We start from the raw sequence: 25,038 nt of genomic DNA on the forward strand, positions 1-25,038 counted from the left end.
AGGGCTCATGAGCGATGCATATCCCAGGAGCGGGATAAACATTCATTCTGAATGCATCTTAAAGACATCCGCTCATGAAAGCAAGCTGTCGCGTGCACCTTCAGGGGGAATGCCCGCCGGCCCGGGTGAGCCGCGTGACGATCGTCAAGCTCGATCGGCCTGAAGCGGGTTGCCCGCCGTTTGATCGGCGGGTGGATCGATCGTGATCTCTGCCCGCTGGCGCGGGAGAAAGTGGACGTATTCGCGTTGCATGAAATCGAGAAGGCCTTCGCGCACCTCGCAGCGCAGATCCCAGCCCGCTGGAGCCGACGCCGATGTCACCAGGCAACGCAACTGCATCGCATGCGGGCCGGCTTCCGTCACCTGGATCATGGCCAGGCGCTTGTCCCAATGCACCGACGCCTCGCAAAGCCGTTGCAATTCGGCGCGCAAAGGCGCCAGCGGCATGCGGTAGTCCACCCAGAGAAACACCGTGCCGATGAGCTCCGAAGTGCTTCGGGTCCAGTTCTGGAACGGCTTCTCGATCCAGTACTGCAGGGGCACGATGAGGCGGCGCTGGTCCCAGATCCGCACCACCACATAGGTGCCCGTGATCTCTTCGATCACCCCCCACTCGTTTTCGACAATGACCACGTCGTCCAGGCGAATGGGCTGGCTCAGTCCGATCTGCAGCCCGGCGATCAGATTGCCCAGCACAGGGCGTGCCGCAAAGCCCGCCACGATACCGACCACCCCGGCCGACGCCAGCAGACTCGCACCGATCTGACGCGCCGCGGGAAAGGCCATCAACATCATGGCCAGCCCGATCAACACCACCAGGCCTTGAAGCGAGCGCGCAAGCACGCGCGTCTGCGTCTGGATCCGGCGCGCCTCCAGGTTGTTCGCCACACCCGTCGGATTGGCGGCAATCACGCCTTGTGCCAGGCCCCGGATGGCGTTGGACACCATCCATGTCAGGCTTGCGATCAGCAGCAACGCCATCAGACGCTGAACACCCGCCAGCCCCAGAGCGTCTTCGGGCGCACCCTGCAACACAAGGTTGACGAACAGCATCGGCAACAGCCACTTCGCGGGTGCGCGGATGCTGGATGCCACGCTGGCGGCAATGGGCGCCTCTCGTGTGGCACGGCGCACGACGCGCTCTCCCAACCGGAAAACGAGACTGGCGGCGAGCACGCCAACCAACATGCTGCCCAGCATGGGCAGCCAGGTCACGAGCGCGGGTGGAAACCAGTGGGGGTAGTCCATGCGGCAGCGTAACGCATGCACAGACAGGCGTGAGCGGGCGCGCCGCGCGCCTCAACCAACGTCGGGCGCGAGTTCGTGGACGGCCTGGTAGTGGGTGAGAAACACCCGACCGCTCAGGCCGTGCAGGAATTCCGTGTTCTTCAAGCGGTCCATCACCGGCCCCTTGACCTCGGACAGGTGCAGACGCAGGCCGGCGCCGCGCAAACGCAGGTCGATGGCTTCCAGGCTTTCCAGCGCGCTGGCATCGATGTCGTTGATGGCCGAACACTGCAGCACCACATGTTCGAGGCCGGGGCGATGGGCCACGGCGTTGTTGATGCGGTCTTCCAGCGCGCGTGAGTTGGCGAAGTACAGGCTTTCGTCGACCCGCAGGCTCAGTACCCGCGGACTCACCAGCACGGCGTGGCGCTGCACGTTGCGGAAATGCTCGGTGCCTGCGACCAGGCCCACCTCGGCCATGTGCGGGCGGCTCGTGCGGTAGAGGTACAGCGCCAGCGACACGCCCACACCCACGACCAGCCCCGTCTCCACCCCGACCGTGAGCGTGGCCACCAGCGTGGCCGCCACCGCCAGGAAGTCCGATTTCGCGTAGTTCCAGGTTTTGCGCAGGATGCTGAAGTCCACCAGCGACAGCACCGCCACCACGATGGTGGCGGCCAGCGTGGCCTGGGGCAGGTAGAACAGCGCAGGCGTGAGGAACAGCGAGGCCAGCGTGATGCCGGCGGCGGTGAACACGCCGGCCGCCGGCGTCTGGGCACCGGCGTCGAAATTGACCACCGAGCGCGCAAAACCACCGGTGACCGGGAAGCCGCCGCTGAAAGCCGCGCCCAGGTTGCTTGCGCCCAGCGCCACGAGCTCCTGGTCGGGCTCGATGCGCTGGCGCCGCTTGGCGGCCAGGGTCTGCCCGACCGACACCGACTCGACGAATCCGACCACGCTGATGAGCAGCGCCGGCACCAGCAGTTGCTGCCACAGGCCCAGGTCCCACAAGGGCAGCGTGAACGGTGGCAGGCCCTGAGGCACGGCACCCACGATCTTCACGCCCTGCGCCTGCCAGTCCAGGCCCCAGGTGAGCAGTGTGGTCACCGCGATCGCCGCCACCGGGCCGGTCTTGGCCACCATGTCGGCCGCTCGCGGCTTCATGCCGACCCGCTGCAACAGCGGCTTGAGGCCGCTGCGCACCCAGAACAGAAAGGCGACCGTGGCCGCGCCGATGGCCAGGGTGAGTGTGTGGACCTGACCGAGCTGCGAGAGCAGCGACAGGCTCAGATCGACGAAGTTGTGCCCTTCGGCTTTCACACCCATCAAGGTCTTGAGCTGGCTGGCCGCGATCAGCAGACCCGAGGCCGAGATGAAACCCGAGATCACCGGGTGGCTCAGGAAGTTGGCGAGGAAACCCAGGCGCAGCAACCCCATGGCCAGCAGCAGCAGGCCCGACAGAAAGGCCAGCGTGATGGCCACCGCCCAGTACTCGGGCGTGCCCGCCACGGCGTGCTGGCCAATGGCCGCGGCCGTCATGAGAGAAACCACCGCCACCGGCCCCACGGCCAGCACGCGGCTGGTGCCAAACACCGCATAGAGCAGCAGCGGCGCCACGCTGGCGTAAAGGCCCACCTCGGGGGGCAGACCCGCGAGCATGGCGTAGGCCAGGCTCTGGGGGATCAACATGATGGTGACGATCAGCGCCGCCACGCCGTCGCTGACCAGCGTGTCGCGGTTGTACGCGCGACCCCACTGCAACACGGGCAGGGAAGGCAACAGCTGACGCCAGTTGGACGATGGATGCATGCTGGGGGTGTTCAGGTTGCGGGCGTCACAGGGACGAAATCGGCGGGGGCGGGGCCACGCCGCTCAGGTTGAAACCGGCCTGGGCCGCGCGTTGCGCGAGCTCGGGCCAGGGTTGCGAACCCGCTTGCGACAGCGCCCACAACGTCGCCGAACGCATGCCGCTGCGGCAGTACGCCAGCGCGGGCGTGGGCAGCTGGTTCAGCAAAGCAGCGAACGCCTGACCGTCTGCCGGGGTGACCCGACCCGAGACCACCGGCAGGTAGGCCAGCGCCAAGCCGGCCTGGCTGGCCGCGGCCGCCAGATCGAGGTGGTTGAACTGGCCCGGGCTCTCGCCGTCCGGCCGGTTGCAGATGACGGACTTGAAGCCGGCGCGCGCAAGCCCGGAGAGGTCGGCGGGAGAAATCTGCCCCGCGACCGACAGCTCGTCCGACAGGGGGATCACGGTCAATGGCCGCATGTCAGGCCCCCACGCGCCGGCGCAGACCGGTGCGCTCGGCGACCTCGAAGATCACCATGCCGACGACCATGGCCGCCACGAACACCGCGGCCTTCACCTCGCCGGAGGCCATGGAAACGATGCCCGGACCCGGGCAGAAACCCGCCAGACCCCAGCCCGCGCCGAAGGTCAGGCCGCCGATCACCAGGCGCTTGTCGATCTGGCTCGACTTGGGCAGGTGCAGCGCTCCCCCCAGGAAGTTGGTGGTGCGCTTCCTGGCCAGTGCGAAGGCAAAGAAGCCCACGGCGATGGCGCCGCCCATGACGAAAGCGAGCGACGGGTCCCAGGTGCCGAACAGGTCCAGGAAACCGAGCACCTTGCCCGGGTCGGTCATGCCGGAGAGCAGCAGGCCCAGGCCAAACAGCAGGCCCACGAAGAATTCGGTGATGCGGTGCATGTGTGTGCTCCTTACAGAACGTGGCGAACCACGAAGACCATGACGAAGCCCGCGCCCATGAAGGCGAGCGTGGCAACGAGTGAGCGGGGCGACAGGCGCGAGAGCCCGCACACACCGTGCCCGCTGGTGCAGCCCGAGCCGTAGCGCGTGCCCAGGCCCACCAGCAAGCCGGCAACCACGATGGTGGCGAAGCCCGCGTCAATGCGCGGCGCCTGTGCGAAACCTTCGGGCGCCAGCAGGCCATACGCCAATGGCGCGGCCAGCATGCCCAGCAGGAACGCGATGCGCCAGCCCGCGTCGCCCGTCTTCGGGGGCAAGAGGCCACCCAGAATGCCGCTGATGCCCAGCACGCGGCCGTTCACCAGAATGAAAAATGCCGAGGCCACGCCCAGCAAGATGCCGCCGGACAACGAAGCCCACGGCGTGAAATTGACCCAATCAACCGTCATGACTCACTCCTTTTCACAGACACAAAATTGTTCGTAGAGCACCTGCATCACGGCCAGCGCCTTCGGGCTGGTCAGCGCGTAGTGGATGTTCTTGCCCTCGCGGCGCGTGCTCACCAGGTCCTCGTCGCGCAGCACGGTGAGCTGCTGAGACAAGGTGGGTTGCACGATGCCGAGCAGCTCTTCAAGCTCCCCCACGCGGCGCTCACCCTGAGAGAGCTGACACAGGATCAACAGCCGATCCGGGTTGGCCAGCACCTTCATCAGGCGGCAGGCTCGGCCTGCGGCCGACTGCATTTCTTCCAGGTCCATCAGGACGCTTTTCATCGATGTTTCCTTCCAGTTCGTTGAGGCTGCTCAGCGCTGCCTCGAAGCATGGTGAGAATATATTGACAAACATTCTATTTGTCAATATATTGTTATCAGCTTATTTAAAGGAGTCCTCCATGACATCTCTTTCGACCACCCCCGTCCAACCCCAGGTCCATGGCATGTTCGACCCCGCCACCTGGACCGTGACCTATGTGGTCCACAACGGCCCGGGCAGCGACTGCGCGATCATCGATTCGGTGCTCGACTACGACCCCAAATCGGGCCGCACGCAGCACGCGTCGGCCGACAAGGTGATCGAGTACGTGCGCGCCAATGACCTGCACGTGAAGTGGATCCTGGAGACCCACGCCCATGCCGACCACCTCTCGGCCGCGCCATACCTGCGGGCCCAACTGGGCGGAAAGATCGGCATTGGCGGCAACATCACCCGCGTGCAGAAGGTGTTCAAGGGCGTGTTCAACCTGGAGCCCGAGTTCAAGCTCGACGGCTCGCAGTTCGACCACCTGTTCCAGGAAGGTGAAGCCATCCCGTTGGGCGCCCTCGCTGGTGAAGTGATGTACGTGCCCGGCCACACGCCGGCCTGCGCGGCCTACCGCTTTGGCGACGCGGTGTTCGTGGGCGACACACTCTTCATGCCCGACGTGGGCACCGCACGCTGCGACTTCCCCGGCGGTGACGCACGCGCGCTCTACGCCTCCACCCGCAAGCTGCTGAGCCTGCCGCCTGAAACGCGGCTGTTCATGTGCCACGACTACCCACCCACCGACCGGGAAGTGGCTTTCGAGACCACCGTGGCCGAACAGCGTGCGAAGAACATCCACGTGCACGACGGCGTGAGCGAAGACGAGTTCGTGGCCATGCGCACGCAGCGCGACGCCACCCTGGAGATGCCAACACTGATCCTGCCCTCGGTCCAGGTCAACATCCGCGCGGGCGAACTGCCACCCAAGGAAGACAACGGCGTGGCCTACCTGAAGATCCCGCTCAACGCGCTCTGATCCACCAACCACCCTCGCCCAAGGCAGCACCATGACCACCGTTTCCGTATCGCTCCAGCAGCAAACCGACTACCGCTTCGAGATCAACTTCGGCGAGAACATTCCGACGCTGATCGCCGACGAGCCCGCACCGCTGGGCAAGGGCGAAGGCCCCGCCCCTGCACAGTTGCTGTGTGCTTCGGTGGGCAACTGCCTGAGCGACTCGCTGCTGTTCGCTCTGCGCAAGTTCAAGCAGGCGCCGGAACCCCTGCGCTGCGGGGTGACGGCCGAGCTGGGCCGCAACCCGCAAGGTCGGCTGCGGATCCTGGGCATCCACGCCACCATCACCCTCGGGGTGGTGGCGAGTTCGCTCGAGCACCTGGACCGGGCACTGGCGCAGTTCGAAGAGTTCTGCACGGTCACACAAAGTGTGCGCCAGGCCGTGCCCGTGCGGGTCACCGTGGTCGACGCCGATGGCCTGACGCTGCGGGATCAGACCTGAGTCGGTCCATCCCGGCAAGCGGGGCGCTGCGCGGGCCAGGTCGGACGCGCGATGACGCACGACGGGCTACACCGCCTCGCGAACCGCTGCTTCGATCAACGCGATATCGATCTTCCTCTGCTTCATCATCGCTGCCATTGCCGAGGCCGACACCTTCTTGTCGGCACTCGTCGTCAATTCCGTCAGCCGCCGAGGGAAGATTTGCCAGGACACCCCGTAGCGATCCTTCAGCCAGCCGCAGACGCTCTCCTCGCCGCCATCCGCCGTCAACGCCGCCCATAGCCGATCGGTCTCGGCCTGGTCATCCGTCGCGACCGATATCGACACCGCCTCGGTCAGCGTGAAGACCGGCCCGGCATCGAGAATCTGGTAGGGCACCCCGCCCAGCGAGAAGTCGATCACCGAGAAGGTGCCGTGCCCGGCATCGCCAGAAAAGCTCGTCTCGACCCGGCTTCCCGGGATCAGAGAACAGTAGAAATCAGCGGCCTCGCGGCCCCGCCCGTCGCGGAACCAGAGGCAGGTACGGATGGAACTGGTCATTTTGTAGCTCCTTGTTGAGTTGATTGGATGGGTTTACCGGTTTCGCCGGGAAGGCAGGTGCCTCGGAATTCGCTTGTTCGGCACCAGCTCCCGTCATCACGACGATCGGCAACGGCCGGAATCGACAGACGCAAGCGCACCGGAGTACTCCATCTCAAGCACCACCCACTCGCGACGCGACGATCCGAAGCGCTCCGCAATCTGGCACAACGTGGCGTCGAGTTGCTGCAAGGGCTTTATCGTGGCCGTGAGGGGCAGGCGTGGCAGCTCGTGGCTGGCGCGTTCCGCGACGAGCTTCATCCCGCTGCGCAGCGCGACGGAGCCCGGCGACGCTGATTCCGCGAGCACGCTCACCCGGCCGGTGCGCGACCAGGCGTCCGCGGTCAGCGCCAGGGTGATGCCGTCCATGCCCTCTTGCACATCCACGCCCCAATCCTCATGCGACCAGACGCCCACCCATCGCCTCCACGAGAGCCAGGGCAACCGGGATCGATGCCGTGATACCGGTCGTGGTCGCCACGTCCCGATCCACCAGGTAGCGCTGGTGCGGCACATGCGTCGAGCCCGGATGGCGCTGCCGACCACCAAGGTGCCGTTGCACACACCGACGATGCGCGCGCCGCATTCGGCCGGCGGGATCGGCATCATTGATCAACGCCGGCATGATCACATAGTCAGCCCCCGAGGGGTGAACACGGTCGAAACCATCGAAGTCTTGCGGCACGTCCACTTGAAGCGCAGGGAACTGCTAACGAGCTGGCACTGGCCTTGGTGGAAGACGACGTCGGGCGCGACGTGGCGATGGGCATCGCGCGCACGCTGGCATTGCCACTGCTTCGCGCTGGCCGAGCGGGCGCACCTATCGCGAACGCGCTTGAAACTTCGTTCGGGCGAGCGCCACGAGACTTGTCGAAGAACGAGCTCTGCGGTGTACTGCGGCAACGTGCGGTCGCAGCTTGCCCCTGGACATACGGATCTCACCTGTTCAGATCCGAGGGACTGCTGGCAATGGCGCCATCGCACCAGAATTCGATCAACGAAGCAGGCCGCAGCTGTTGCGGCGGGTAAGGACCTCATGCAAGTGAAACCAAAGCCATATGCGATCCAGATGCTGCCTATTGGGTGCGTGGTGGGCGGTCGACGAGAGGCCACGAAAAAAGACGGCTGGGGGAACAACCGCTGCACACTCGTACTTGACCCTACCCGCTTCGGCCCCGACGCGTTGAGTGGGCTGGCAGCACTCTCTCATCTTCAAGTGCTGTTCTATTTTCACGTGGAGGCGGAAGAACCAGAGGAGGTCGGTGCGCGCCATCCCCGCGGGCGCACCGATTGGCCTTGTGTGGGCATCTTCGCGCAACGCGGCCGCATGCGACCCAACCGCATCGGAACGTCTTATTGCCGCATTCTTGCCGTGCGTGGTACAGAAATCGATGTGGTCGGTCTCGATGCGGTTGATGGGTCTCCGCTGCTCGACCTGAAGCCAGTTTGGGAAGAGTACTTGCCTGGCGGTGAGCTGCGGCAACCGGATTGGTCGCACGAGCTGATGGCGCTCTATTGGTAGCACAGTGTGTTGACTGGCTGTTTGGGAGATAAATTTCGAACTGCACCATGCCGTGGAGATCGATGTCTGCCAAGGCTTTATCCAACCGACCCAGATCCAGGAAGCGTTTCACATGTCGATGCTCACAATTCCATCATCTGCGCCACTTCCACCACCCGTCAGGCGCGCCGACGGAAAGAACGGGCCGCCCACAAGACAGAGGGCAACGACCATGAGAGCACCCATTTTGATGGCTGTCGCAACGCTGCTGCTGGCCGCCGGCTGCGCCACAGAGACGGCTCCTGCGTCAATGCCCGCTCCCAAGAGCGGTGCCATCAGCGACATCACGGTGCGCGTGGAGCCGACCAGGCTCGCGCCGCAGGCGCAGGGACTGCCGCGGGTGGCGAAGGTGGAGGTCTCCGACATCCGCCAGAGGGTGCACAGCGAGCGCACCACGATCGGCGGTGTCTCCATGGGACGCATCGTCATCGAGCCCGATGAGCTGGAGATCGTGCGCGCGCTGGTGCAGGCGAAGGCGGATGCGGCGCTGGCACGGCTCAGGCCCCGGTCCGTGCCGACCATCTATGTCGGCGTCCGCGAGTTCGGTGTGCTGACCCCGGCCACCGTGCTTTACTGGGACGTCACGGCGAAGGTGGACCTGGTGCTGCGCGTGGGAGGGCAGGACCGTGTGGCCGCCGGAGCGAAGACCGAGCGCACCTACTGGTGGCCGAGCGAGGAGCTGGTGCAGGGCGTGACCGACGAGGCGCTGCGGCAGGTGGCGGCGCAAGCCGAGAAGGCGCTCGCCGAGCTGCTCTCCGGGGGATGAGCGTCAGCGCGGTGGCGTGCCTGGCTGCGGCGCGGGCTCGCCGAGCACGTCGCGGGCAACCTGAGCGCCGAGTTCCTGGCAAGCGGCGGTGTGGGTGTCGGCGATCAGCGGAATCGGCAACAAGAACGCCGGCACGATGGTGGTGCCCTCGGAGCGGGACTGCTCGTGGGCGACGCTCTCGCGCCGCTCCAGGTTCCACAGCGCTGCAGCGAGCGTGGTGGTCTTGTCCTGCCAGGCGAAGCCCAGGCAGCCTCCGCCCCCGTAACCCGCGCCGCACAGGATGCCGCCCTGGAACGGAGCAACGTCGGTGCCGCCGGTGAACGCCACCAGGTGCGTGAGGCCGAGGCCGCGCAGCCGCTCCTGCACGGCGGGGCGGGCGAGCAGCTCGGCGAAGGCTTGTTCGTTGGGCGGCTGGGTGGCAGGCTCCAGGCGCGGGTAGAGCGCGTCGCGGATCACGCCTTGGTGGACGACGCGCACGCCTGGCGCCCGCTCGCGAAGCGTGGTGGCAAGGCACTCCTCGGTTTCGCGGGCGAACCTGTGGCGGGGATCGGCCGGATCCGCTGGCCACCACACCAGGCCGACGACGGGCGGCTGTTCGGCAGCCGGCGCGAGCGGTGCCATCAGCACGATGAGAAGCGCGGCGAGCAGGCGCTTCATCGCGCCTCCTGCTTGCGCGCAGCCCAGCGCTTGACCTCGGGGTCGGCCTCGAACTCGAGCAGGAAGCGCGCGACCGCCTCGCGCATCACGTGGTCGGCCTGCTGGCCGATGCAGGCGCCGATGTCGGGCAGGCACTCGCCGATCTTGCGCTGGTCGGTGGATTCGGCTTCTGCGGTCCAGCATTTGACCGGCGTGGCGTCGGGCTCGTAGAGGCAGATGCGATAGCGCGCGCGGATACGGTCGGGTCGGGTGGCGTCGTTGCCGAGCGCGACGTCCATGTCGGCTTCGGCGAGCTCAATCACGCCCTCGACCGCGGGTGGCTGCGAGCGCCATGGCGGCCAGTCGGGCAGGTCGACCACCCTGGCGAACAGCGCGTCCCACGCTTGGCGCAAGCGCGCTGCGCTGGACTCGCCGACGTGGATGCGCACGATCGGTGTAGGCAGCACATAGCCGCGCGCCTTGCCGGGGAAGGATGCGCCGACGGTCACGTCGAGCTTATCCACCAGCGCCGGCTGCTCCATCCTGCCGGGCAGCTCGACAGCGCCGCCCATGCAGCCGACGAGCAGGGCGAGCAGGGCGAGCAAGGCAAGAGGGCGGATGGTGCGAGACATGGTAGGGCGGTGGGGTGGGCGCGGGGCACGGAGCCGGCCGGCAGCCGCCTCATGAGAGCCTGGTGAAAACGCCGCTTCGTGAGATCGCGTCAAGCGCTGGTCCGTGCATGGGACTGTATATCGCCATCAGCATCAATGCCCGCGGTCGGAAGGTCCAGCGACTGCTTGGTTTCAGCCAGTTTGAGTGCGCTCCCCGCTGACCAACGACAGCACTCGCTGCCAAGCGGCTCTCTGGTGGACAGCTACCAACCAGTCGGTGTGATTGAAGCGCCGTGAACTTCGAGAAACCGACATTGCGATTGGGCGCAGCGACGCTTGTCACGGCGCCTGGTTCGCACACGCACCAGTGCCCTCAACCTCTGCGCTTCCAACCCCGCAGCAGCAGCGCATTGCTCACCACGCTCACACTGCTCAATGCCATCGCAGCACCCGCCACCACCGGGTTCAGCAAACCAGCCACCGCCAGCGGGATCCCGATCACGTTGTAGGCAAAGGCCCAGAACAGGTTTTGCCGGATCTTGCGGTAGGTGCGGCGCGAGATGTCGATCGCATCGGCCACCAGCGCGGGGTCGCCCCGCATCAGGGTGATGCCCGCGGCGTGCATGGCGACGTCGGTGCCGGTGGACATGGCGATGCCCACGTCGGCCAGGGCCAACGCCGGTGCGTCGTTGATGCCGTCCCCCACCATGGCCACCGCTCGGCCACCTTCCTTGAGCCGGTTCACGATGGCTGCTTTGTCTGCGGGCAACACCTCGGCTTCGATGTGGTCAATGCCCAGAGCACTCCCGACGGCCATCGCGCTTCCCAGGTTGTCGCCAGTGACCATCACGGTGTAAATACCCAAAGCCTGCAGGCTCCGAATGGCTGTCATGGCGCTGGTCTTGGGAGCATCGCCAAAGGCCAGCATGCCCACCAGAGCAGGTGCTTGCGTCACGTCGGCGAGCCATGACACCGTGCGTCCTTCGTCTTCAAGCCGGCGCGCTGGCTCGGCCATGACCGATGTGTCCACGCCCAGCTCCTGCATGTAACGCGGGCTTCCGAGCCGCAAGGCACGACCCTGCACCTCGGCCGACATGCCGCGCCCAGGCACGGCACTCACCTTGGCGGCCGATAGCAAAACAAGACCAGCCTCTTCGGCGGCGTTCATCACGGCACGTGCCAGCGGGTGTTCGCTGCCCGCCTGAATGGCGGCGCTCCAGGACAGCAACTGGTGATCATGGCCGGGAGCAGCGACCGCCGCGACCAGCGTCGGCTTGCCTTCGGTGAGCGTTCCCGTCTTGTCAAACGCGACGGTGTTGATGCGGTGCGCGATCTCCAGCGCTTCAGCATCCTTGATCAGGATGCCCTGGCGAGCGGCCACCCCGGTGCCGGCCATGATGGCAGTGGGGGTCGCCAGGCCCAGGGCACACGGACAGGCGATGACCAGCACCGCCACCGCGTTCAGAATGGCCTGCTCCCAATGGCCGGTGGCCAGGCCCCAGCCCAGCAGGGTGAGTGCGGCGATGAGCAGGACGACCGGAACAAAGACGGCACTCACGCGGTCCACGATGCGCTGAATCGGGGCCTTCTTCGCCTGAGCCGATTCGACCATGCGCACGATGCGCGAGAGCGTGGACTCGGCGCCCACCGCCGTGGTTTCCACCAACAGCAGGCCCTCGGCATTGACGGCGCCGCCTGTGACCTTGTCGCCCGCGTGTTTGACCACGGGCAGGCTCTCACCCGTGATCAACGATTCGTCCACCTGGCTGGACCCGGTGGTGACCACGCCATCCACCGGAATGCGCTCACCCGGGCGAATCACCACGGTGTCACCCACCTTCACCTGGGCAATGGCGACGTCCACATCGCCATAGGACATGCGCACGCGCGCCACCTCGGGCTTGAGGGCATTGAGGGCTGCAATGGCGGCGGTGGTCTGGCGTTTGGCGCGCGACTCCAGCCATTTGCCCAGCAACACCAGCGTGATGATCACGGCAGAGGCTTCGAAGTACAGGTGCGGCGTGCCGTGTTCGAGGTGCTTGAACAGCAGATACACACTCAGACCGTATCCGGCGCTGGTACCCAGTGCCACCAGCAGGTCCATGTTGCCTGCGCCGGCGCGAGCCGCCTTCCAGCCCGCGCGGTAGAAGCGCGCGCCCAGCCAGAACTGCACCGGTGTGGCCAGTGCCAGCTGCAGCCAACCGTTGATTGTCCAATCGACGCCGAAGACCATGGCAAACATGGGCAGCACGAGAGGGAGCGACAGCAAAGCGGCGAGCGCGACAGGCCACCAGGGCTCGCCTTTGCTTCTTGTGGGCTGTGTGCCTTGTTCCTCACTCGGTTCTTTGCCCACGCTGTAGCCGGCCTTGTGCACCGCGGCCACCAGGCTGGCCGGCAGTGTGGAAGCAGCAGCGTTCACCGTGGCCCGTTCCGTGGCCAGGTTGACGCTGACTTCCTTCACGCCGGCAACAGCCTTCAAGGCCTTCTCGACGCGGCCAACGCACGAGGCGCAGGTCATGCCTTCGATGGGAAACTGATGCTCGATGAGCGACAAGGTGGCGGTGTTCATGAGGCACTCCAAGGGTTGAGGGTGGAGCGAATGGTTGGCCTTGCCACGGTGGCAAGCGCAACGGCAGATGCGACTTGACATTGCCACCGTGGCAATACCCACAGTGCGGGTTCCCTCAACCCTCTTACGGAGTCATCCATGCACGAATTCCACCTCCCCGACATGACCTGCGGCCACTGCGCTTCCAAGGTGAACGTCACCCTGAAACTGGTTGATCCAGCATGCGAGATACAGGTCGATCTTCCGCGACGTCTGATCACTGTGAAAAGCGGTGAAGACCGCGATGCTCTGGTCGAAGCGCTGGCTGACGCTGGCTACCCAACCCTTTGAACCCCGCTCCTCAGGGCTCTCCCGGTGAGGGCCTTGACCTTCCCACCATGACAAGCTACATCCTTCGACCGTTGGAGTCATTCAAACCCCGGAGCGCACCATGACCACTCTGATGAACATCGGCGAAGCGGCTGCCGCCGCAGGCGTTTCCGCGAAGATGATCCGCCACTATGAACAGATCGGCCTGCTGCCCGAGGCAGAACGCAGCGAGGCGGGCTACCGACTCTATGGCGATCGGGAGGTCTCGGTGTTGCGGTTCGTCCGGCAGTCGCGCCACCTGGGGTTCTCGGTGGCACAGATCGCCGAGCTCATGGGCCTGTGGAGCGATTCACAGCGCACGAGCCGCGAGGTGAAGGCCGTGGCACAACGTCACCTGGCGGACCTTGAGGAGAAGCGGCGAGAAATCGAGCAGATGATGGACGGGCTCTCGGTCTTGGTGACAGCCTGCCACGGCAACGAACAGCCGCACTGCGCGATCCTGGACAAGCTCTCGCGCGGCACCTTGACCCAGCACCAACCCCGGCAAAAGCCGCAGCTCAAAAGGTCTCGAGCTCTGACCGAGGTAGCCAGCACCGGCACTTCCGGCCCCATCGATCTCATGGCCTGGATGCGGGGGGTCCACGTTCACCACCATGGCCGCTGACCAAGCTGTTGCGACCGGTGATGATCTGCCGGGTCCATGCGATACCTTTGCACGCCAGAGTGGACGCAGGTGTGCACCAGTCGGTCAGGGCAGTGGCCCAGAGGCCAACGGGCGTGTGTCGTCGCTGCACCACTCGCTCCACGAGCCCGGGTAGAGACGGGCACCCGGGAGGCCGGCAAGTTCCATGGCAAGCAGGTTGTGGCAGGCGGTCACGCCGGAGCCACATTGCGCCACGACCTGCCCGGGCGGCTGGCCACCGGTCACGCGGTCGAAATCGGCCCGCAGCCGGGCGGCCGGATGGAAGCGGCCGCTGGCGTCCAGGTTGTCGGTGAAGGGCCGGTTGTGCGCGCCCGGGATGTGCCCCGCGCGCGGGTCCAGCGTTTCGCCCTCTCCGGCGTAGCGGCCGGCGCCTCGGGCATCGACCACCAGGAATTGCGCCTGCTCCAGGTTGGCCTGGACGTCGGCCGTGTTCACCATGTCCACCAGGGGCTCGCGGCGCTCGAAGCGCGCGGGTGTGCGGTCGACCACGTCGGTCACCAGCACACCACCCCCGGCCTCCCAGGCTGGCAGACCGCCGTCGAGCACCGCGACATCGCCGTGACCGAGCCAGCGCAGCAGCCACCACAGGCGTGCTGCGTAGGCGCCGCCTGAAGCGTCGCAGGCGACGATGACATCGCTGTCGTGCACGCCCTGGGCGCGCAGCCACTCGCAAAGTGCGTCCGGATCGGGCAGCGGATGGCGGCCGTTGCGGCCGTTCGTGGGGCCGGAGAGCACACGGTCCAGGTGGGCGTGCACCGCGCCGGGGATGTGTCCCGCGGCAAACTGCTGCGCCCCGAGTTCGGGGTTGGCCAGGTCGTGGCGGCAGTCAAACACGCGCCATTCGGGGTGGGCGGCCAGGTCGGCCGCAGACACCAGGGGGGATTTCAGTGACATGGTGGGCAGGAGGTTGACAGGGTTCAGACCACGCCGGCGGCCTGCAGGGCCTGCCAGCGGGTGTCGTCCACGCGCAGGTGCTCGCGCAGCACCGCTTCGGTGTCGGCACCCAGCGCCGGCGGCGGGCGGTGCACGACGGGCGTGCGCGAGAAGCGGAACGGGCTGTGGATGACCGGCAGCTTGCCCAGGCGCGGGTCGTCCAGTTCCACGCGCAGGCCGCGGTGGCGTACCTGCGGATGCTCGAAGGCTTGCGCCATGTCGTTCACCGGGCCGCAGGGCACACCCGCTTCGCCCAGCATCTGCGAGAGCGCCTGTTTGTCCCAGGTGCGGGTGATCTCGGCGACCGCGCCATCGACCTCGGCCTTGTGGCGCATGCGCTCGGCGTTGGTCGCGAAATGCGGGTTCTCCAGCCAGTCGGTGCGGCCCAGGCATTTGCTCAGGCGCTGCCACTGGTTGTCGTTGCCGATCTGGATCAGGATGTGCCCTTCCAGGCAGGGGAAGCAGTTGGACGGCGCGAACAGCAGGCTGCCATTGCCCGCGCGCTGCGGCACGCGCCCGGTGGACAGGTAGGTCTGGCCCAGGTGCACGCTGGCGGCCAGCGCCACGTCGAGCAGCGCGATGTCCAGGTGCTGGCCCTCGCCGGTGCGCTCGCGGTGCAGCAGGGCGGCGAGCACGGTCGATGTGGCGACCATGCCGGTCATCACGTCCACCAGCGGCAGCATGGAGCGCATGGGCCCGGCGCCGGGCTCGCCCTCGGGCAGGCCGCAGGTGCTCATGATGCCGGAGATGGCCTGGAACACCGGGTCGTAGCCGGGCAGCGCGGCCATGGGGCCGTCCTGTCCGTAGCCGGTGATCGAGCAGTACACGAGGGACGGGTTGATCGCCCGCAGGCTCTCGTAGTCGAGCCGGTAGCGCTGCAGGTCGCCGGCCTTGAAGTTCTCCACCACCACGTCGCACTGGCGCACCAGTTCGTGCACCAGGGCCTGACCCGCGGGCTGGGTGAAGTCGATGGTGAGGGAACGCTTGCCGCGGTTCACGCACACGTAGGACGTGCTGTCCTTCGTGGGCTGGCCGTCGGCGCCGCGCAGGAAGGGCGGCGAGTGGCGCATCTCGTCGCCGGTGCCCTGGCGCTCGATCTTGAACACTTCGGCGCCCATGTCGGCCAGGGCCTGGGTGCACCAGGGACCGGCCAGCACGCGAGAGAGGTCCAGAACCTTGATGTGGGGAAGGATGGTGGGGGTCAAGGGGTGTTCCGGCGGGGGGGGATCATTCGACGACGATGCGCGCACGCTGCTGGATGGCGTCGTAGCGCTTCACGTCTTCCTTGATCAGGTTGCTGAAGGCCGCACCGGGCAGGTGGGCGGGGACCAGGCCGGCCGTGGCCAGCATCTTGCGGGCCTCCGGGTCGCTGGCCATGCCTTGCAGCACGCCATTGATCTTGTCCACCACCTCGCGTGGCAGGTTGGCCGGGCCGAAAAGGCCGAACCAGCCGGTGATGTCCAACTCGGGTCCGCCGGACTCTTTGATGGTCGGGATGTCGGGGTAGGCGTCGACGCGGCTGGCGTGCGTGGTGGCCAGCACCTTGATGCGCCCGCCATTGCGTTGGTTGAGCACCAGTGGGTCGATCATGAGTTCGATGCGGCCGGCCACCATCTCGTTGAGCGCCGAGGCGCTGCCCCGGCCAGGGATGTGCACGATGTAGGTGCCGGTCTGCTGCTTGAAGTATTCGCCCATGAAATTGCCGAACGAGCCGCTGCCCGCGGAGCTGTAGTTGAGCTTGCCCGGGTTGCGCCTCGTGTAGGCGATGAACTCGCCCACGGTGTCGGCCGGCACGGTGCTGCTGATGGCGATGTAGTTGGGCGCGTCGGCCACCTTGGCCACGGGCGTGAAGGCGGTCGCAGGGTCGTAGGGCGAAGGCTTCTTGACCACCGACTGCACCACCATCGAGCCGTTGTTGCCCGAGAGCAGGGTGTAGCCATCGGGCGCGGCGCGCATCACCCCGCCGGAGCCCACGATACCGGCCGCACCGGGCTTGTTCTCCACCACGAAGGGCTGGCCCAGCGCTTTCTGCAGCCGGTCGGCCACCAGGCGCGCCACCACGTCGTTGGTGCCACCCGGGTTGTAGGGCGAGACGATGGTGACGCTGCGGGTCGGCCATTTGTCGACCTGGGCCTGGGCTGCGGGCAGCAGGCAGATGGCGCAGGCTGCAGTTGCCGCACCGCGCAGCAGCTGGCGCCGCGTGGTGCGCGTCGCGGCGAAAGGTTTGAGCGATTTCATGGTGTCTCCTTCTGTTGTGGTGGCTGACTGGCTTGGCGCGGCCGCCGTTCAGGCGCTGGCCGCGTCGGGCAGGGAAAAAATCTTGCCGGGGTTGAGCAGGTTCAGCGGGTCGAACGCCTGCTTGATGCGCTGCATGAGGTCGATGCCTTCTTCGCCGGCTTCGCGGCGCAGGAAGTCCATCTTGTGCAGGCCGATACCGTGTTCGCCGGTGCAGGTGCCGCCCATGTCGATCGCCAGATCCACGATGGCGGCGTTCAGGTGCTCGGCCTCGGCCATCTCGGCGGGGTTGGTCGGGTCCACGACAAGCAGGGCGTGGAAGTTGCCGTCGCCCACATGGCCGAACAGCATGGTCGGAAAGCTGGCGTCTTTCAGGATGTCGGCAGCCCCTTGGAGCGAGCTGGCCAGTTGCGAGATCGGCACGCAGGTATCGGTGGCAATCACTTCGCTGCCCACGCGTGTGGCGCGGCAGGCGTAGTACGCGTTGTGCCGGGCCTTCCACAGCCGGGTGCGGTCTTCGGGCCGCTCGGCCCACTCGAAGCCCTCGCCGCCGTTGTCGCTGCACAGGGTCTGCATCAGCTCCACCTGTTCTTGCAGGCTGGCAGGCGTGCCGTGGAACTCCAGGAACAGCGTGGGTTGCACGCGCAGACCCATGCCGTGCACGAGGTTGATGGCTTCGATGGAGCGTGTGCACAGGTACTCGCAGCGCGCCAGCGGCACGCCCATCTGCATCGCCTGGATCACCGTGTCCACCGCGCCGCGCGAGTCGGGAAAGGTGACCACCGCGGCACTGATGGCCTCGGGCAGCGGGTACAGGCGCAGCGTCACCTCGGTGATGAGGCCCAGCGTGCCTTCGGAGCCGACGAACAGGCGCGTGAGGTCGTAGCCTGCGGCCGACTTGCGGGCCCGGGTGCCGGTGTGCACCACGCGGGCATCGGCCGTCACGGCGGTGAGCGAGAGCACGTTCTCGCGCATCGAGCCGTAGCGCACCGCGTTCGTGCCGCTGGCGCGGGTGGCCGTCATGCCGCCCAGCGTGGCGTGGGCGCCGGGGTCGATGGGGAAGAACAGGCCGTGCGGCTTGAGCGCGTCGTTGAGCTGCTCGCGCGTCACGCCGGCCTGCACCGTGGCCGTCAGATCCTCGGCGTTGATCGACACGATCGCGTTCAGTCCCGTGAGGTCGATGGACAGCCCGCCTTCGAGCGCCAGCAACTGCCCTTCGAGCGAGGAGCCGGCCCCGTGGGCAATCACCGGCAGCCGGTGTTCGTGGCAGATCCGCATGGCGTCGACCACATCGTCCAGGTGGTGGGCCATCAGCACGGCCTGGGGAGGCGCCGGCGGAAACGGTGACTCGCCGCGGGCGTGGTTGTTCAGCGCGGAGTCCCCGGTGTTCAACTGGGCGTCGAAGCGCTGACGCAAGCGTTCGCGCAGCTCGTCGGTGAAGGGCTGGCGCAGGCTGGGCGCGGCGTGCTGTTGGGAGGTGATGGTCATGGCGGTGGTTCAGTGGCCGGTGAAACGGGGTGCACGCTTTTCGCGGAAGGCGGCCAGACCCTCTTTCGCATCCTGGCTGTGGAGCACGCGCTCGGCGTCTGCCTGGGCCAGGTACATGGCTTCGATCGGGCTGCGCGGCAAGGTCTCGCGCACCATCTTCTTGAGCAGTCCCAGCACCAGCGGCGCGGACTGCGCCAGCACCGCCGCCATGCGCAGGGCCTCGGCCAACTCGGCGCCGGGCTCGGTGACGCGGTTGACCAGACCAACCTCATAGGCGCGCTGAGCGCTCAGCGGCTCGCCCAGCAGCATCAGCTCCAGCGCCACCTTGTGCGGAATGCGCGCCGTGATCGACGAAATCAGGCCGGCCGCCACGCCCACGCGGGCTTCGGGATAGACGAAGCGGCTGTTGCTGGATGCCACGCACAGGTCGCAGAACGCCACGATCGCCACGCCCAGTCCGATGCAGGGGCCGTTGAGCGCCGCGATCACGGGTTTGCCGATGTCCACGCCCACGTCGGGCAGGGCCTTCCAGAACTGCGAAGGCGGGCTCGTCAGGTCGGCGCCCGCGGTGAAGATGTCGCCCGCCGCGGTGAGCACGGCCACCCGGTCACTGCCGTCGCGGAAGTTCTCGAAGGCGGTGCGCAGACCGGCGCACATCGCGGCCGTCATGGCGTTGCGCTTGGTCGGTCGGTTGAGGGTGATGACGGTGATGCCGTCCTGCGATCGTGTGTCGATCGAGCCTTCGCTCATGGTCAGTCTCCTGTGTCGTGGGCCCTTTCTGGAGGGGCGATCTGCACTTTAGGGGCGATCACTGACAAGGAGAAGCAAGACTTATTAACCGATTCATTCGATTTCAGATAACAATGGCCGGCATGCAGATTTCTGTCCGCCAGTTCAAGGCTTTCTCGGCCATTGCCCAGCTCGGCAGCTTTGTCGAAGCGTCCCGCTCGCTCCATGTGACGCCCGCCGCGCTCAGCCTGCTGATCCGCGACATGGAGACCGAACTGGGGTTCCGCCTGTTCGACCGCACCACACGGCGCGTGGTGCTCAGCCATGCGGGCCAGCAGTACTTCCACTATGCCGAGCGCGTGCTGGCCGACATGCGGCGCGCCGAGCAGTTCGCGCACGACCTGCGCCTGCATCGCACGGGTGTGGTTCGCATCGCCATGACGCACGTGATGAACTGGGTACTGCTTCCACCTGTGTTCCGTGCCTTCCAGCAGCAATGGCCACAGGTGCGCATCGAACCGGTGGACGTGCCCACGCACGAGATCGTGCAATCGGTCGAGACCGGGTTGGCCGATCTCGCGGTGTCGTTTCGGGTGCCGGTGGGTGACGCATTGGAGGTCACCCCCCTGTTCACCTCCCGCGCCCACGCGGTGCTGCCCCACGACCACGCCTTTGCCAGGCGCAAGCGCCTGCCTTGGAAGGCACTGCACGATCAGCCCATCATCTTCATCGGGCAGGGGTCTGAACTGCGCATCCGCGCCGAGCTGCCCGAGACCATCGAACTGCATGCGCGCTACGAGGTGAGCAACACCATCACAGCCCTCGGTTTGGTGGCCAGTGGCGCTGGAGTCGCCATCTGCGCCGGCTATGTGTGGCCCATGGCGCGACTGCATGGCCTGCACTGCGTGCCGTTGGAACAGCCGGTGGCCAACCGCCCATTCGTGTTGTACAGAAACCCGCAACGTGCTGACTCTCCAGCGGTCCAAGCCTACCGGGAATTCTTGGTAGCGCACTACGCAGGTTTGGGTGCAGATCCAGTTGAGAAAGCGCTGACTGCCGAGGCGTTTTGACAGCAGCTGCCAGTGAATGCTGGCATGCATGCATCAGCCGGGATATGTTTCTCGCAAAGCCAGCCGCTGCTTCAGTCAGCCCCTTCGCTGCAGCCATGGCACCCGGGATGTGGTCCTTGGCGAACTGCCCCGCATCGCGCACGGCGAGCACGAGCAACTTCTTGTAGTCCTCGGCAGCCAGCCGCCGCAAAGGCAATAGTCAGGGTCAGTCGGCGCGCGTTCATGGTTGTCTCCAGCGTGGTTGAGGAAAATCTGGTCGCGGGATTGAGCCGGGGGTGCTTCAGCGATGGTGGCCGTTCGACATCGCCAGCGTCCACCAAGGTCTCGGGTGGCATGACGCCAGTGGCATTTATGCGGCTTCGTCCAGCGAAGCCTTCGGGTGGTGCAGCCCTGTTGGGTTGCCTCTCGCAGAGCGAGTGAAATGGGCGTATCATGGTAAGTGCTTAATTACTTACCAGTATCACTGCGGCGGATTCAACATGACAACCAGACTACCGACCGAGGAGCGCAAGACGGAAATCGTCGCGGCTGCGTTGAAGCTGGCCCGGGTAACCAGTCCAGGGTCGATCACCACCAGCGACATCGCTGCAGCGATCGGCGTAACCCAGGGGGCAGTGTTCAAGCACTTCGCAACGAAGGACGCCATCGGGCTGGCGATCATGCAATGGGTGAGGGAACAGTTGCTGCAAAAGCTGCAAGAAGAAGCCAGCTCAGCGGCGTCGTCGACGCAAGCCCTGGAGGCTGTTTTTCGCGCCCATGTTGCTTTCGTGATTGCCCATCCCGGGGTGCCTCGAATCATCTTTCACGAGTTGCAGCAACCCACAGACTCCCCCATCAAGCAGGAGGTGCGCGCGTTGCTGCAGGCCTACCGGCAGCTCTTGCGGGGGTTGCTCAAGAGCGGCGTCAACGCGGGTGAGTTTGTGGCCACGCTCGACCAAGAGGCTGCCGCCACACTGTTCGTCGGCATCGTCCAGGGGCTGGTGATGCAGTCCATGCTGACGGGCAAGCCTGCGGGCATGAAGGCCCAGGCAGATGGTGTTTTCCGTCTCTTCATTCGTGGCCTGCAGGAGGCTCCATGAAATTGCCATCGAACCTCCGAAGCCGGCTCGGTCTGGGTCTTCTGGGTGTGATGCTGATCGCCGCACTGGCCTATGTGGTCATGCGTTCCGGTCCACTGGCGCCGACGCGCGCGACGGTGACCCAGGCCACTGTTGGCAGTCTGTCACCATCGTTGTTCGGCATCGGTACCGTGGAGGCACGCCGGGCCTACTTGATCGGGCCGACCGCAGCCGGCCGTGTCAGCCGGGTTTTGGTCGATGTGGGCGATGCGGTGAAGGCAGGTCAGTTGCTGGCCGAGATGAACCCGGTGGATCTCGACGAACGTGCGGCAGCCCTGGAGGCTTCAATCGCGCGTGGCGGCAGTGCCATCGTTGCAGCGCAAGCGCAGCGGCGCGACGCCCAGGCCCGGAGCGAACTGGCGGCCACCACGGCGCAGCGCTACGTCCAGCTGGGCGCGCAGAAATTCATGAGCGTCGGCGCCGTGGAGGCCAAGCAGCAGGAACAACTCTCTGCCCAGGCGGCGGTGGCCGCTGCCGATGCGAACCTGGCAGCCACGCGCCAGGACGTCCGGCGTCTGACGGCCGAACGAGCAGGTCTGAAGCAGCAGCGCGACAACGTGTTGCTGCTGGCTCCAACCGATGGTGTGGTGATCAGCCGCGACGCCGAGGCCGGCTCCACCGTGGTGGCGGGACAAGCCGTCTTGCGACTCATCGAGCCGAGTTCTCTGTGGGTACGCGTGCGGCTCGACCAAGGCCGCTCGGCCGGTTTGATAGAAGGGCTGCCCGCGCGGATCATGCTCCGCTCGAACCCAGACGCGTCATTGGCAGGGAGGGTTGCACGTGTGGAGGCCACGAGCGACAGCATCACCGAAGAACGCGTGGCCCTGGTGTCCATGGACACACTGCCCAGCGGCCTGACCACAGGCGAACTGGCCGAGGTGACGCTGACACTCCCGCCCACGCAGGCCTCGGTGCTGCTGCCCAACCCGGCGCTTCAACGTCAGGCCGATCGTGTGGGTGTGTGGCGCATCGAGGATGGCAAGCCCCGGTTTGCACCGGTGCGCATCGGGTTGAACAGCCTCGACGGGATGGTGCAGGTGCTCGAAGGGCTGGAGGCCGGAGACGAGGTGGTGGTCTACAGCGAAAAAGCGCTCACGGACAACAGCCGCGTGAAGGTGGTTGAAACGCTCACAGGACGTTCGCCATGATCAGCCTGGCCGGGCGCGACATCCTGCATTCCTGGGGAAAGTTTGTCCTCACCGGCATCGGCCTGGGCTTGCTGATCGGCGTGACGCTGACAATGGCCGGCGTCTACCGGGGCATGGTCGACGACGCGCGCGCCTTGCTCGACAACAGCGGCGCCGACCTGTGGGTGGTGCAGCAGGACACGCAGGGGCCCTACGCCGAATCGTCCAGCCTGCGCGATGACGTGGTGCGCAGCGTGCTCGGCTTGCCGGGCGTGGCCCGAGCTGCCAACGTCACCTACCTGACGATGCAGGTGCGTGAGGGCCTCGGGGCAGACGTGGGTGGTGGAGGCCGTGAAGTGCGCGCAATGATTGTCGGCTTTGAGCCGGGGCAGCCCGGTGAACCGGGCTATCTCCTGGCGGGTCGGCACATCACGCGCAGCCACTACGAGGCCGTGGTCGATGTTCGCACCGGCTTTGCGCTGGGGCAGCGCCTTCGCATCCGGCGGCACGACTACACGGTGGTGGGCCTGACCCAGCGCATGGTGTCCTCCGGCGGAGATCCGATGGTCTTCATACCGCTCAAGGACGCTCAGGAAGCGCAGTTCCTGAAGGACAACGACGCGATCCTGAACGATCGCGCCCGCACCGCCGCCAACCCGGCGCTCAACCGGCCGGGTGTGCCCGGGCTGTTGGAGGCGATTCAGGCGTCGCAGGCCGCCAACCACAACGTCAACACGGTGCTGGTGCAGGTGCAGCCCGGTGTGCCGGCAGAGCAGGTGGCCGAGCCGATTCGCCGATGGAAACACCTGGAGGCCTACACCCGCGTGCAGATGGAAGACATTCTGGTGGCCAAGCTGATCGCCACTTCGGCGAAGCAGATCGGCATGTTTCTGGTCATCCTGGCCATCGTGAGCGCAGCTATCGTGGCTTTCATCATCTACACGATGACGCTGGGCAAGATCCGCGAGATCGCCGTGCTCAAGCTGATCGGCACACGCAACCGCACCATCGCCGGCATGATCCTGCAGCAGGCCCTGGGCCTGGGCCTGATCGGCTTCGTCGTCGGCAAGGTGTCTGCGACCGTCTGGGCGCCGATCTTTCCGAAGTACGTGCTGCTCGAGTCGGGCGACGCGGTGCGCGGCCTGATCGCGGTGATGGTGATCTGCGCACTGGCCAGCACCTTGGCAATCCGGGCGGCCCTGGCGGTCGATCCAGCAGCAGCCATCGGAGGCTGAGGGAGCACGACATGAGTGAAACCGGCATCCGCATCGAAGGACTTCGCAAGCGCTACGGCGAAGGCGACACGGCGGTGGATGCGCTGAAAGACGTCAACATGGTCGTCGCACCCGGCGAAGTGGTGGGGTTGATCGGCCCGTCCGGCTCAGGAAAAAGCACCTTGCTCAAATGCCTGGGCGCGGTGATCGAGCCGACGGCCGGGCGCATGATCCTCGGCGGGCAGACCATCTACGACAACGGTTGGACGATCCCTGACTTGCGCGCGCTGCGCCGCGACAGCATTGGCTTCGTGTTCCAGGCACCGTACCTGATTCCGTTTCTGGACGTGACGGACAACGTCGCCCTGCTGCCCATGCTGGCCGGCCGCCCCAACGCCGAGGCCCGAGAGCGCGCGCTTGAACTGCTGGAGGCACTGGACGTGGGTCACCGCGCCAAGGCGCAACCGTCAGAGCTCTCCGGCGGCGAACAGCAGCGCGTGTCGATTGCGCGTGCGTTGGCGAACCGCCCGCCCGTGATCCTGGCCGACGAACCCACCGCTCCGCTGGACAGCGAGCGGGCGCTGGCCGTCGTGCGCATCCTCAACCAGATGGCCACGCAGTACCACACCGCCATCATCGTGGTGACCCACGACGAAAAGATCATCCCGACCTTCAAGCGGATTTATCACATCCGGGATGGTCGGACCGAGGAAGAGGCGGGACAGGGCTTGAGCCTCTGACCTGTTTCATTGAAATTCAACCAGGAGTGGTGTCATGAATGCATCAAGAGACGGCGTTGTGCTGAAGTCATTGGCCGTTACGGCGGTGATTTTCGGGGTGTTGACGGTCCTCTCGGGCGGTCGTGCACTGTTCGGCGGTGAAGAGGCAGCCCGCGCTGCCGGGGCCATCGTGTCCTTTGTGCTCTGGTTCAACTTCGCGGCCGGGTTTGCATACGTCGTCTGCGGTCTGGGGCTGTGGCAGCGCAAACGCTGGGCCGCGCAACTCGCGGTGGCCATCGCAGCGACAACAGCCCTTGTGTTCGCGGCTTTCGGTGTGCATGTCCTCACGGGCGGTGCCTATGAAGCGCGCACCGTCGCAGCCATGACACTGCGCACGCTCGTCTGGGGAGGCGTGGCATGGGCAGCTTGGAGAATGATTCGACACCACAGGTCGGATTCACGACTGAGCCATTCCAGATAGACG

Annotated in this window: 29 protein-coding genes; 12 read left to right on the forward strand and 17 right to left on the reverse strand. The window is 66.1% G+C overall.

Annotation, left to right across the window (positions count from 1 at the left end):
- Window positions 1-144: 144 nt before the first annotated feature.
- From ASE11_RS02250 to ASE11_RS02275, 6 genes are read right to left on the reverse strand one after another with little or no spacing between them, the layout of a single operon-like run.
- The gene (locus ASE11_RS02250; protein ID WP_056265229.1) at window positions 145-1,248 is read right to left on the reverse strand and encodes a mechanosensitive ion channel family protein; all 1,104 of its coding nucleotides are present in this window, start codon (window positions 1,246-1,248) and stop codon (window positions 145-147) included.
- A gap of 51 nt (window positions 1,249-1,299) precedes the next feature.
- Window positions 1,300-3,036, reverse strand: a complete 1,737-nt coding sequence (locus tag ASE11_RS02255; RefSeq protein WP_056265232.1) for a SulP family inorganic anion transporter — start codon at window positions 3,034-3,036, stop codon at window positions 1,300-1,302.
- Between the two features lie 25 nt (window positions 3,037-3,061).
- Complete coding sequence (locus ASE11_RS02260; protein ID WP_056265234.1) at window positions 3,062-3,493, reverse strand: TIGR01244 family sulfur transferase; 432 nt, start codon at window positions 3,491-3,493, stop codon at window positions 3,062-3,064.
- Window position 3,494: 1 nt separating this feature from the next.
- Window positions 3,495-3,929: a DUF6691 family protein gene (locus tag ASE11_RS02265; RefSeq protein ID WP_056265236.1), complete on the reverse strand. Its 435-nt coding sequence runs from the start codon at window positions 3,927-3,929 to the stop codon at window positions 3,495-3,497.
- An 11-nt stretch (window positions 3,930-3,940) separates the two neighbouring features.
- Window positions 3,941-4,378 (reverse strand): YeeE/YedE family protein, encoded by a 438-nt coding sequence (locus ASE11_RS02270; protein WP_056265238.1) that lies wholly within the window; start codon window positions 4,376-4,378, stop codon window positions 3,941-3,943.
- Window positions 4,379-4,381: 3 nt separating this feature from the next.
- Window positions 4,382-4,702: an ArsR/SmtB family transcription factor gene (locus ASE11_RS02275; protein WP_056265242.1), complete on the reverse strand. Its 321-nt coding sequence runs from the start codon at window positions 4,700-4,702 to the stop codon at window positions 4,382-4,384.
- A gap of 119 nt (window positions 4,703-4,821) precedes the next feature.
- Between ASE11_RS02275 and ASE11_RS02280 the strand changes: the two genes are divergently transcribed.
- A complete protein-coding gene (locus tag ASE11_RS02280) occupies window positions 4,822-5,706 on the forward strand; it encodes an MBL fold metallo-hydrolase (RefSeq protein WP_056265246.1) in 885 nt (294 codons plus the stop codon).
- A gap of 31 nt (window positions 5,707-5,737) precedes the next feature.
- Window positions 5,738-6,187: an OsmC family protein gene (locus ASE11_RS02285; RefSeq protein ID WP_056265249.1), complete on the forward strand. Its 450-nt coding sequence runs from the start codon at window positions 5,738-5,740 to the stop codon at window positions 6,185-6,187.
- A gap of 66 nt (window positions 6,188-6,253) precedes the next feature.
- Here ASE11_RS02285 and ASE11_RS02290 read toward each other — a convergent pair whose 3' ends face one another.
- From ASE11_RS02290 to ASE11_RS26380, 3 genes are all read right to left on the reverse strand, one after another.
- Window positions 6,254-6,727 carry a VOC family protein gene (locus tag ASE11_RS02290; RefSeq protein WP_056265253.1) on the reverse strand — a complete coding sequence of 158 codons (474 nt, stop codon included), beginning with the start codon at window positions 6,725-6,727 and terminating at the stop codon, window positions 6,254-6,256.
- A 96-nt stretch (window positions 6,728-6,823) separates the two neighbouring features.
- Window positions 6,824-7,135, reverse strand: a complete 312-nt coding sequence (locus ASE11_RS02295) for a hypothetical protein (RefSeq protein WP_156406198.1) — start codon at window positions 7,133-7,135, stop codon at window positions 6,824-6,826.
- A gap of 28 nt (window positions 7,136-7,163) precedes the next feature.
- On the reverse strand, window positions 7,164-7,457 hold the full coding sequence (locus ASE11_RS26380) for a hypothetical protein (RefSeq protein ID WP_235501161.1): 294 nt from the start codon (window positions 7,455-7,457) through the stop codon (window positions 7,164-7,166).
- A 345-nt stretch (window positions 7,458-7,802) separates the two neighbouring features.
- On the opposite strand from ASE11_RS26380, the gene ASE11_RS02305 reads away from it, so the two are divergent.
- Complete coding sequence (locus ASE11_RS02305; RefSeq protein WP_082585453.1) at window positions 7,803-8,288, forward strand: TrmO family methyltransferase domain-containing protein; 486 nt, start codon at window positions 7,803-7,805, stop codon at window positions 8,286-8,288.
- A 211-nt stretch (window positions 8,289-8,499) separates the two neighbouring features.
- Window positions 8,500-9,093: a hypothetical protein gene (locus ASE11_RS02310; protein WP_156406199.1), complete on the forward strand. Its 594-nt coding sequence runs from the start codon at window positions 8,500-8,502 to the stop codon at window positions 9,091-9,093.
- A 3-nt stretch (window positions 9,094-9,096) separates the two neighbouring features.
- On the opposite strand, the gene ASE11_RS02315 is transcribed toward ASE11_RS02310, so the two are convergent.
- From ASE11_RS02315 to ASE11_RS02325, 3 genes are all read right to left on the reverse strand, one after another.
- Window positions 9,097-9,750: a hypothetical protein gene (locus ASE11_RS02315; RefSeq protein ID WP_056265269.1), complete on the reverse strand. Its 654-nt coding sequence runs from the start codon at window positions 9,748-9,750 to the stop codon at window positions 9,097-9,099.
- The gene (locus tag ASE11_RS02320; RefSeq protein WP_156406200.1) at window positions 9,747-10,361 is read right to left on the reverse strand and encodes a hypothetical protein; all 615 of its coding nucleotides are present in this window, start codon (window positions 10,359-10,361) and stop codon (window positions 9,747-9,749) included. Before ASE11_RS02320 ends, ASE11_RS02315 begins: the two co-directional genes overlap by 4 nt.
- Window positions 10,362-10,713: 352 nt before the next feature.
- Window positions 10,714-12,909 carry a heavy metal translocating P-type ATPase gene (locus tag ASE11_RS02325; protein ID WP_321166255.1) on the reverse strand — a complete coding sequence of 732 codons (2,196 nt, stop codon included), beginning with the start codon at window positions 12,907-12,909 and terminating at the stop codon, window positions 10,714-10,716.
- A gap of 138 nt (window positions 12,910-13,047) precedes the next feature.
- On the opposite strand from ASE11_RS02325, the gene ASE11_RS02330 reads away from it, so the two are divergent.
- On the forward strand, window positions 13,048-13,239 hold the full coding sequence (locus ASE11_RS02330; RefSeq protein WP_056265276.1) for a heavy-metal-associated domain-containing protein: 192 nt from the start codon (window positions 13,048-13,050) through the stop codon (window positions 13,237-13,239).
- Between the two features lie 112 nt (window positions 13,240-13,351).
- Window positions 13,352-13,882 carry a Cu(I)-responsive transcriptional regulator gene (gene cueR, locus ASE11_RS02335; protein WP_082585471.1) on the forward strand — a complete coding sequence of 177 codons (531 nt, stop codon included), beginning with the start codon at window positions 13,352-13,354 and terminating at the stop codon, window positions 13,880-13,882.
- A gap of 84 nt (window positions 13,883-13,966) precedes the next feature.
- Here cueR and ASE11_RS02340 read toward each other — a convergent pair whose 3' ends face one another.
- From ASE11_RS02340 to ASE11_RS02360, 5 genes are read right to left on the reverse strand one after another with little or no spacing between them, the layout of a single operon-like run.
- The gene (locus tag ASE11_RS02340; protein ID WP_056265279.1) at window positions 13,967-14,815 is read right to left on the reverse strand and encodes a sulfurtransferase; all 849 of its coding nucleotides are present in this window, start codon (window positions 14,813-14,815) and stop codon (window positions 13,967-13,969) included.
- A 23-nt stretch (window positions 14,816-14,838) separates the two neighbouring features.
- Window positions 14,839-16,059 carry a CaiB/BaiF CoA transferase family protein gene (locus ASE11_RS02345; protein WP_056265282.1) on the reverse strand — a complete coding sequence of 407 codons (1,221 nt, stop codon included), beginning with the start codon at window positions 16,057-16,059 and terminating at the stop codon, window positions 14,839-14,841.
- Window positions 16,060-16,081: 22 nt separating this feature from the next.
- Window positions 16,082-17,092 (reverse strand): Bug family tripartite tricarboxylate transporter substrate binding protein, encoded by a 1,011-nt coding sequence (locus ASE11_RS02350; protein ID WP_056265285.1) that lies wholly within the window; start codon window positions 17,090-17,092, stop codon window positions 16,082-16,084.
- Window positions 17,093-17,140: 48 nt separating this feature from the next.
- Window positions 17,141-18,577, reverse strand: a complete 1,437-nt coding sequence (locus tag ASE11_RS02355; protein ID WP_056265288.1) for an FAD-binding oxidoreductase — start codon at window positions 18,575-18,577, stop codon at window positions 17,141-17,143.
- A 9-nt stretch (window positions 18,578-18,586) separates the two neighbouring features.
- On the reverse strand, window positions 18,587-19,327 hold the full coding sequence (locus tag ASE11_RS02360) for an enoyl-CoA hydratase/isomerase family protein (protein ID WP_056265291.1): 741 nt from the start codon (window positions 19,325-19,327) through the stop codon (window positions 18,587-18,589).
- A 122-nt stretch (window positions 19,328-19,449) separates the two neighbouring features.
- On the opposite strand from ASE11_RS02360, the gene ASE11_RS02365 reads away from it, so the two are divergent.
- The 6 genes from ASE11_RS02365 (at window position 19,450) to ASE11_RS02390 (ending at window position 25,035) form a co-directional block, all read left to right on the forward strand.
- Window positions 19,450-20,376 carry a LysR family transcriptional regulator gene (locus tag ASE11_RS02365; RefSeq protein ID WP_162258015.1) on the forward strand — a complete coding sequence of 309 codons (927 nt, stop codon included), beginning with the start codon at window positions 19,450-19,452 and terminating at the stop codon, window positions 20,374-20,376.
- A gap of 479 nt (window positions 20,377-20,855) precedes the next feature.
- On the forward strand, window positions 20,856-21,455 hold the full coding sequence (locus ASE11_RS02370) for a TetR/AcrR family transcriptional regulator (protein ID WP_056265673.1): 600 nt from the start codon (window positions 20,856-20,858) through the stop codon (window positions 21,453-21,455).
- Window positions 21,452-22,642 carry an efflux RND transporter periplasmic adaptor subunit gene (locus ASE11_RS02375; RefSeq protein ID WP_056265298.1) on the forward strand — a complete coding sequence of 397 codons (1,191 nt, stop codon included), beginning with the start codon at window positions 21,452-21,454 and terminating at the stop codon, window positions 22,640-22,642. The genes ASE11_RS02370 and ASE11_RS02375 overlap by 4 nt, the downstream gene beginning before the upstream one ends.
- On the forward strand, window positions 22,639-23,856 hold the full coding sequence (locus ASE11_RS02380) for an ABC transporter permease (RefSeq protein WP_056265301.1): 1,218 nt from the start codon (window positions 22,639-22,641) through the stop codon (window positions 23,854-23,856). The genes ASE11_RS02375 and ASE11_RS02380 overlap by 4 nt, the downstream gene beginning before the upstream one ends.
- Window positions 23,857-23,867: 11 nt before the next feature.
- Complete coding sequence (locus ASE11_RS02385) at window positions 23,868-24,575, forward strand: ABC transporter ATP-binding protein (protein ID WP_056265303.1); 708 nt, start codon at window positions 23,868-23,870, stop codon at window positions 24,573-24,575.
- Window positions 24,576-24,609: 34 nt separating this feature from the next.
- On the forward strand, window positions 24,610-25,035 hold the full coding sequence (locus ASE11_RS02390; protein WP_056265306.1) for a hypothetical protein: 426 nt from the start codon (window positions 24,610-24,612) through the stop codon (window positions 25,033-25,035).
- Window positions 25,036-25,038: the final 3 nt, after the last annotated feature.

This window comes from Hydrogenophaga sp. Root209 (genome assembly GCF_001428625.1).
Lineage (GTDB): Bacteria > Pseudomonadota > Gammaproteobacteria > Burkholderiales > Burkholderiaceae_C > Hydrogenophaga.

Excerpts from the sequence above, each read along its gene's own strand:
- ASE11_RS02255 (WP_056265232.1), bottom strand. The coding sequence starts at position 3,036 with ATGCATCCATCGTCCAACTGGCGTCAGCTGTTGCCTTCCCTGCCCGTG.
- ASE11_RS02370 (WP_056265673.1), top strand. The coding sequence starts at position 20,856 with ATGACAACCAGACTACCGACCGAGGAGCGCAAGACGGAAATCGTCGCG.
- ASE11_RS02310 (WP_156406199.1), top strand. The coding sequence starts at position 8,500 with ATGAGAGCACCCATTTTGATGGCTGTCGCAACGCTGCTGCTGGCCGCC.
- ASE11_RS02350 (WP_056265285.1), bottom strand. The coding sequence starts at position 17,092 with ATGAAATCGCTCAAACCTTTCGCCGCGACGCGCACCACGCGGCGCCAG.
- ASE11_RS02290 (WP_056265253.1), bottom strand. The coding sequence starts at position 6,727 with ATGACCAGTTCCATCCGTACCTGCCTCTGGTTCCGCGACGGGCGGGGC.
- ASE11_RS02360 (WP_056265291.1), bottom strand. The coding sequence starts at position 19,327 with ATGAGCGAAGGCTCGATCGACACACGATCGCAGGACGGCATCACCGTC.
- ASE11_RS02355 (WP_056265288.1), bottom strand. The coding sequence starts at position 18,577 with ATGACCATCACCTCCCAACAGCACGCCGCGCCCAGCCTGCGCCAGCCC.
- ASE11_RS02265 (WP_056265236.1), bottom strand. The coding sequence starts at position 3,929 with ATGCACCGCATCACCGAATTCTTCGTGGGCCTGCTGTTTGGCCTGGGC.
- ASE11_RS02270 (WP_056265238.1), bottom strand. The coding sequence starts at position 4,378 with ATGACGGTTGATTGGGTCAATTTCACGCCGTGGGCTTCGTTGTCCGGC.
- ASE11_RS02385 (WP_056265303.1), top strand. The coding sequence starts at position 23,868 with ATGAGTGAAACCGGCATCCGCATCGAAGGACTTCGCAAGCGCTACGGC.
- ASE11_RS02375 (WP_056265298.1), top strand. The coding sequence starts at position 21,452 with ATGAAATTGCCATCGAACCTCCGAAGCCGGCTCGGTCTGGGTCTTCTG.
- ASE11_RS02330 (WP_056265276.1), top strand. The coding sequence starts at position 13,048 with ATGCACGAATTCCACCTCCCCGACATGACCTGCGGCCACTGCGCTTCC.
- ASE11_RS02260 (WP_056265234.1), bottom strand. The coding sequence starts at position 3,493 with ATGCGGCCATTGACCGTGATCCCCCTGTCGGACGAGCTGTCGGTCGCG.
- ASE11_RS02380 (WP_056265301.1), top strand. The coding sequence starts at position 22,639 with ATGATCAGCCTGGCCGGGCGCGACATCCTGCATTCCTGGGGAAAGTTT.
- ASE11_RS02320 (WP_156406200.1), bottom strand. The coding sequence starts at position 10,361 with ATGTCTCGCACCATCCGCCCTCTTGCCTTGCTCGCCCTGCTCGCCCTG.
- cueR (WP_082585471.1), top strand. The coding sequence starts at position 13,352 with ATGAACATCGGCGAAGCGGCTGCCGCCGCAGGCGTTTCCGCGAAGATG.
- ASE11_RS02340 (WP_056265279.1), bottom strand. The coding sequence starts at position 14,815 with ATGTCACTGAAATCCCCCCTGGTGTCTGCGGCCGACCTGGCCGCCCAC.
- ASE11_RS02250 (WP_056265229.1), bottom strand. The coding sequence starts at position 1,248 with ATGGACTACCCCCACTGGTTTCCACCCGCGCTCGTGACCTGGCTGCCC.
- ASE11_RS02275 (WP_056265242.1), bottom strand. The coding sequence starts at position 4,702 with ATGAAAAGCGTCCTGATGGACCTGGAAGAAATGCAGTCGGCCGCAGGC.
- ASE11_RS02295 (WP_156406198.1), bottom strand. The coding sequence starts at position 7,135 with ATGGACGGCATCACCCTGGCGCTGACCGCGGACGCCTGGTCGCGCACC.
- ASE11_RS02390 (WP_056265306.1), top strand. The coding sequence starts at position 24,610 with ATGAATGCATCAAGAGACGGCGTTGTGCTGAAGTCATTGGCCGTTACG.
- ASE11_RS02325 (WP_321166255.1), bottom strand. The coding sequence starts at position 12,909 with ATGAACACCGCCACCTTGTCGCTCATCGAGCATCAGTTTCCCATCGAA.
- ASE11_RS02315 (WP_056265269.1), bottom strand. The coding sequence starts at position 9,750 with ATGAAGCGCCTGCTCGCCGCGCTTCTCATCGTGCTGATGGCACCGCTC.
- ASE11_RS02305 (WP_082585453.1), top strand. The coding sequence starts at position 7,803 with ATGCAAGTGAAACCAAAGCCATATGCGATCCAGATGCTGCCTATTGGG.
- ASE11_RS02285 (WP_056265249.1), top strand. The coding sequence starts at position 5,738 with ATGACCACCGTTTCCGTATCGCTCCAGCAGCAAACCGACTACCGCTTC.
- ASE11_RS02365 (WP_162258015.1), top strand. The coding sequence starts at position 19,450 with ATGCAGATTTCTGTCCGCCAGTTCAAGGCTTTCTCGGCCATTGCCCAG.
- ASE11_RS02280 (WP_056265246.1), top strand. The coding sequence starts at position 4,822 with ATGACATCTCTTTCGACCACCCCCGTCCAACCCCAGGTCCATGGCATG.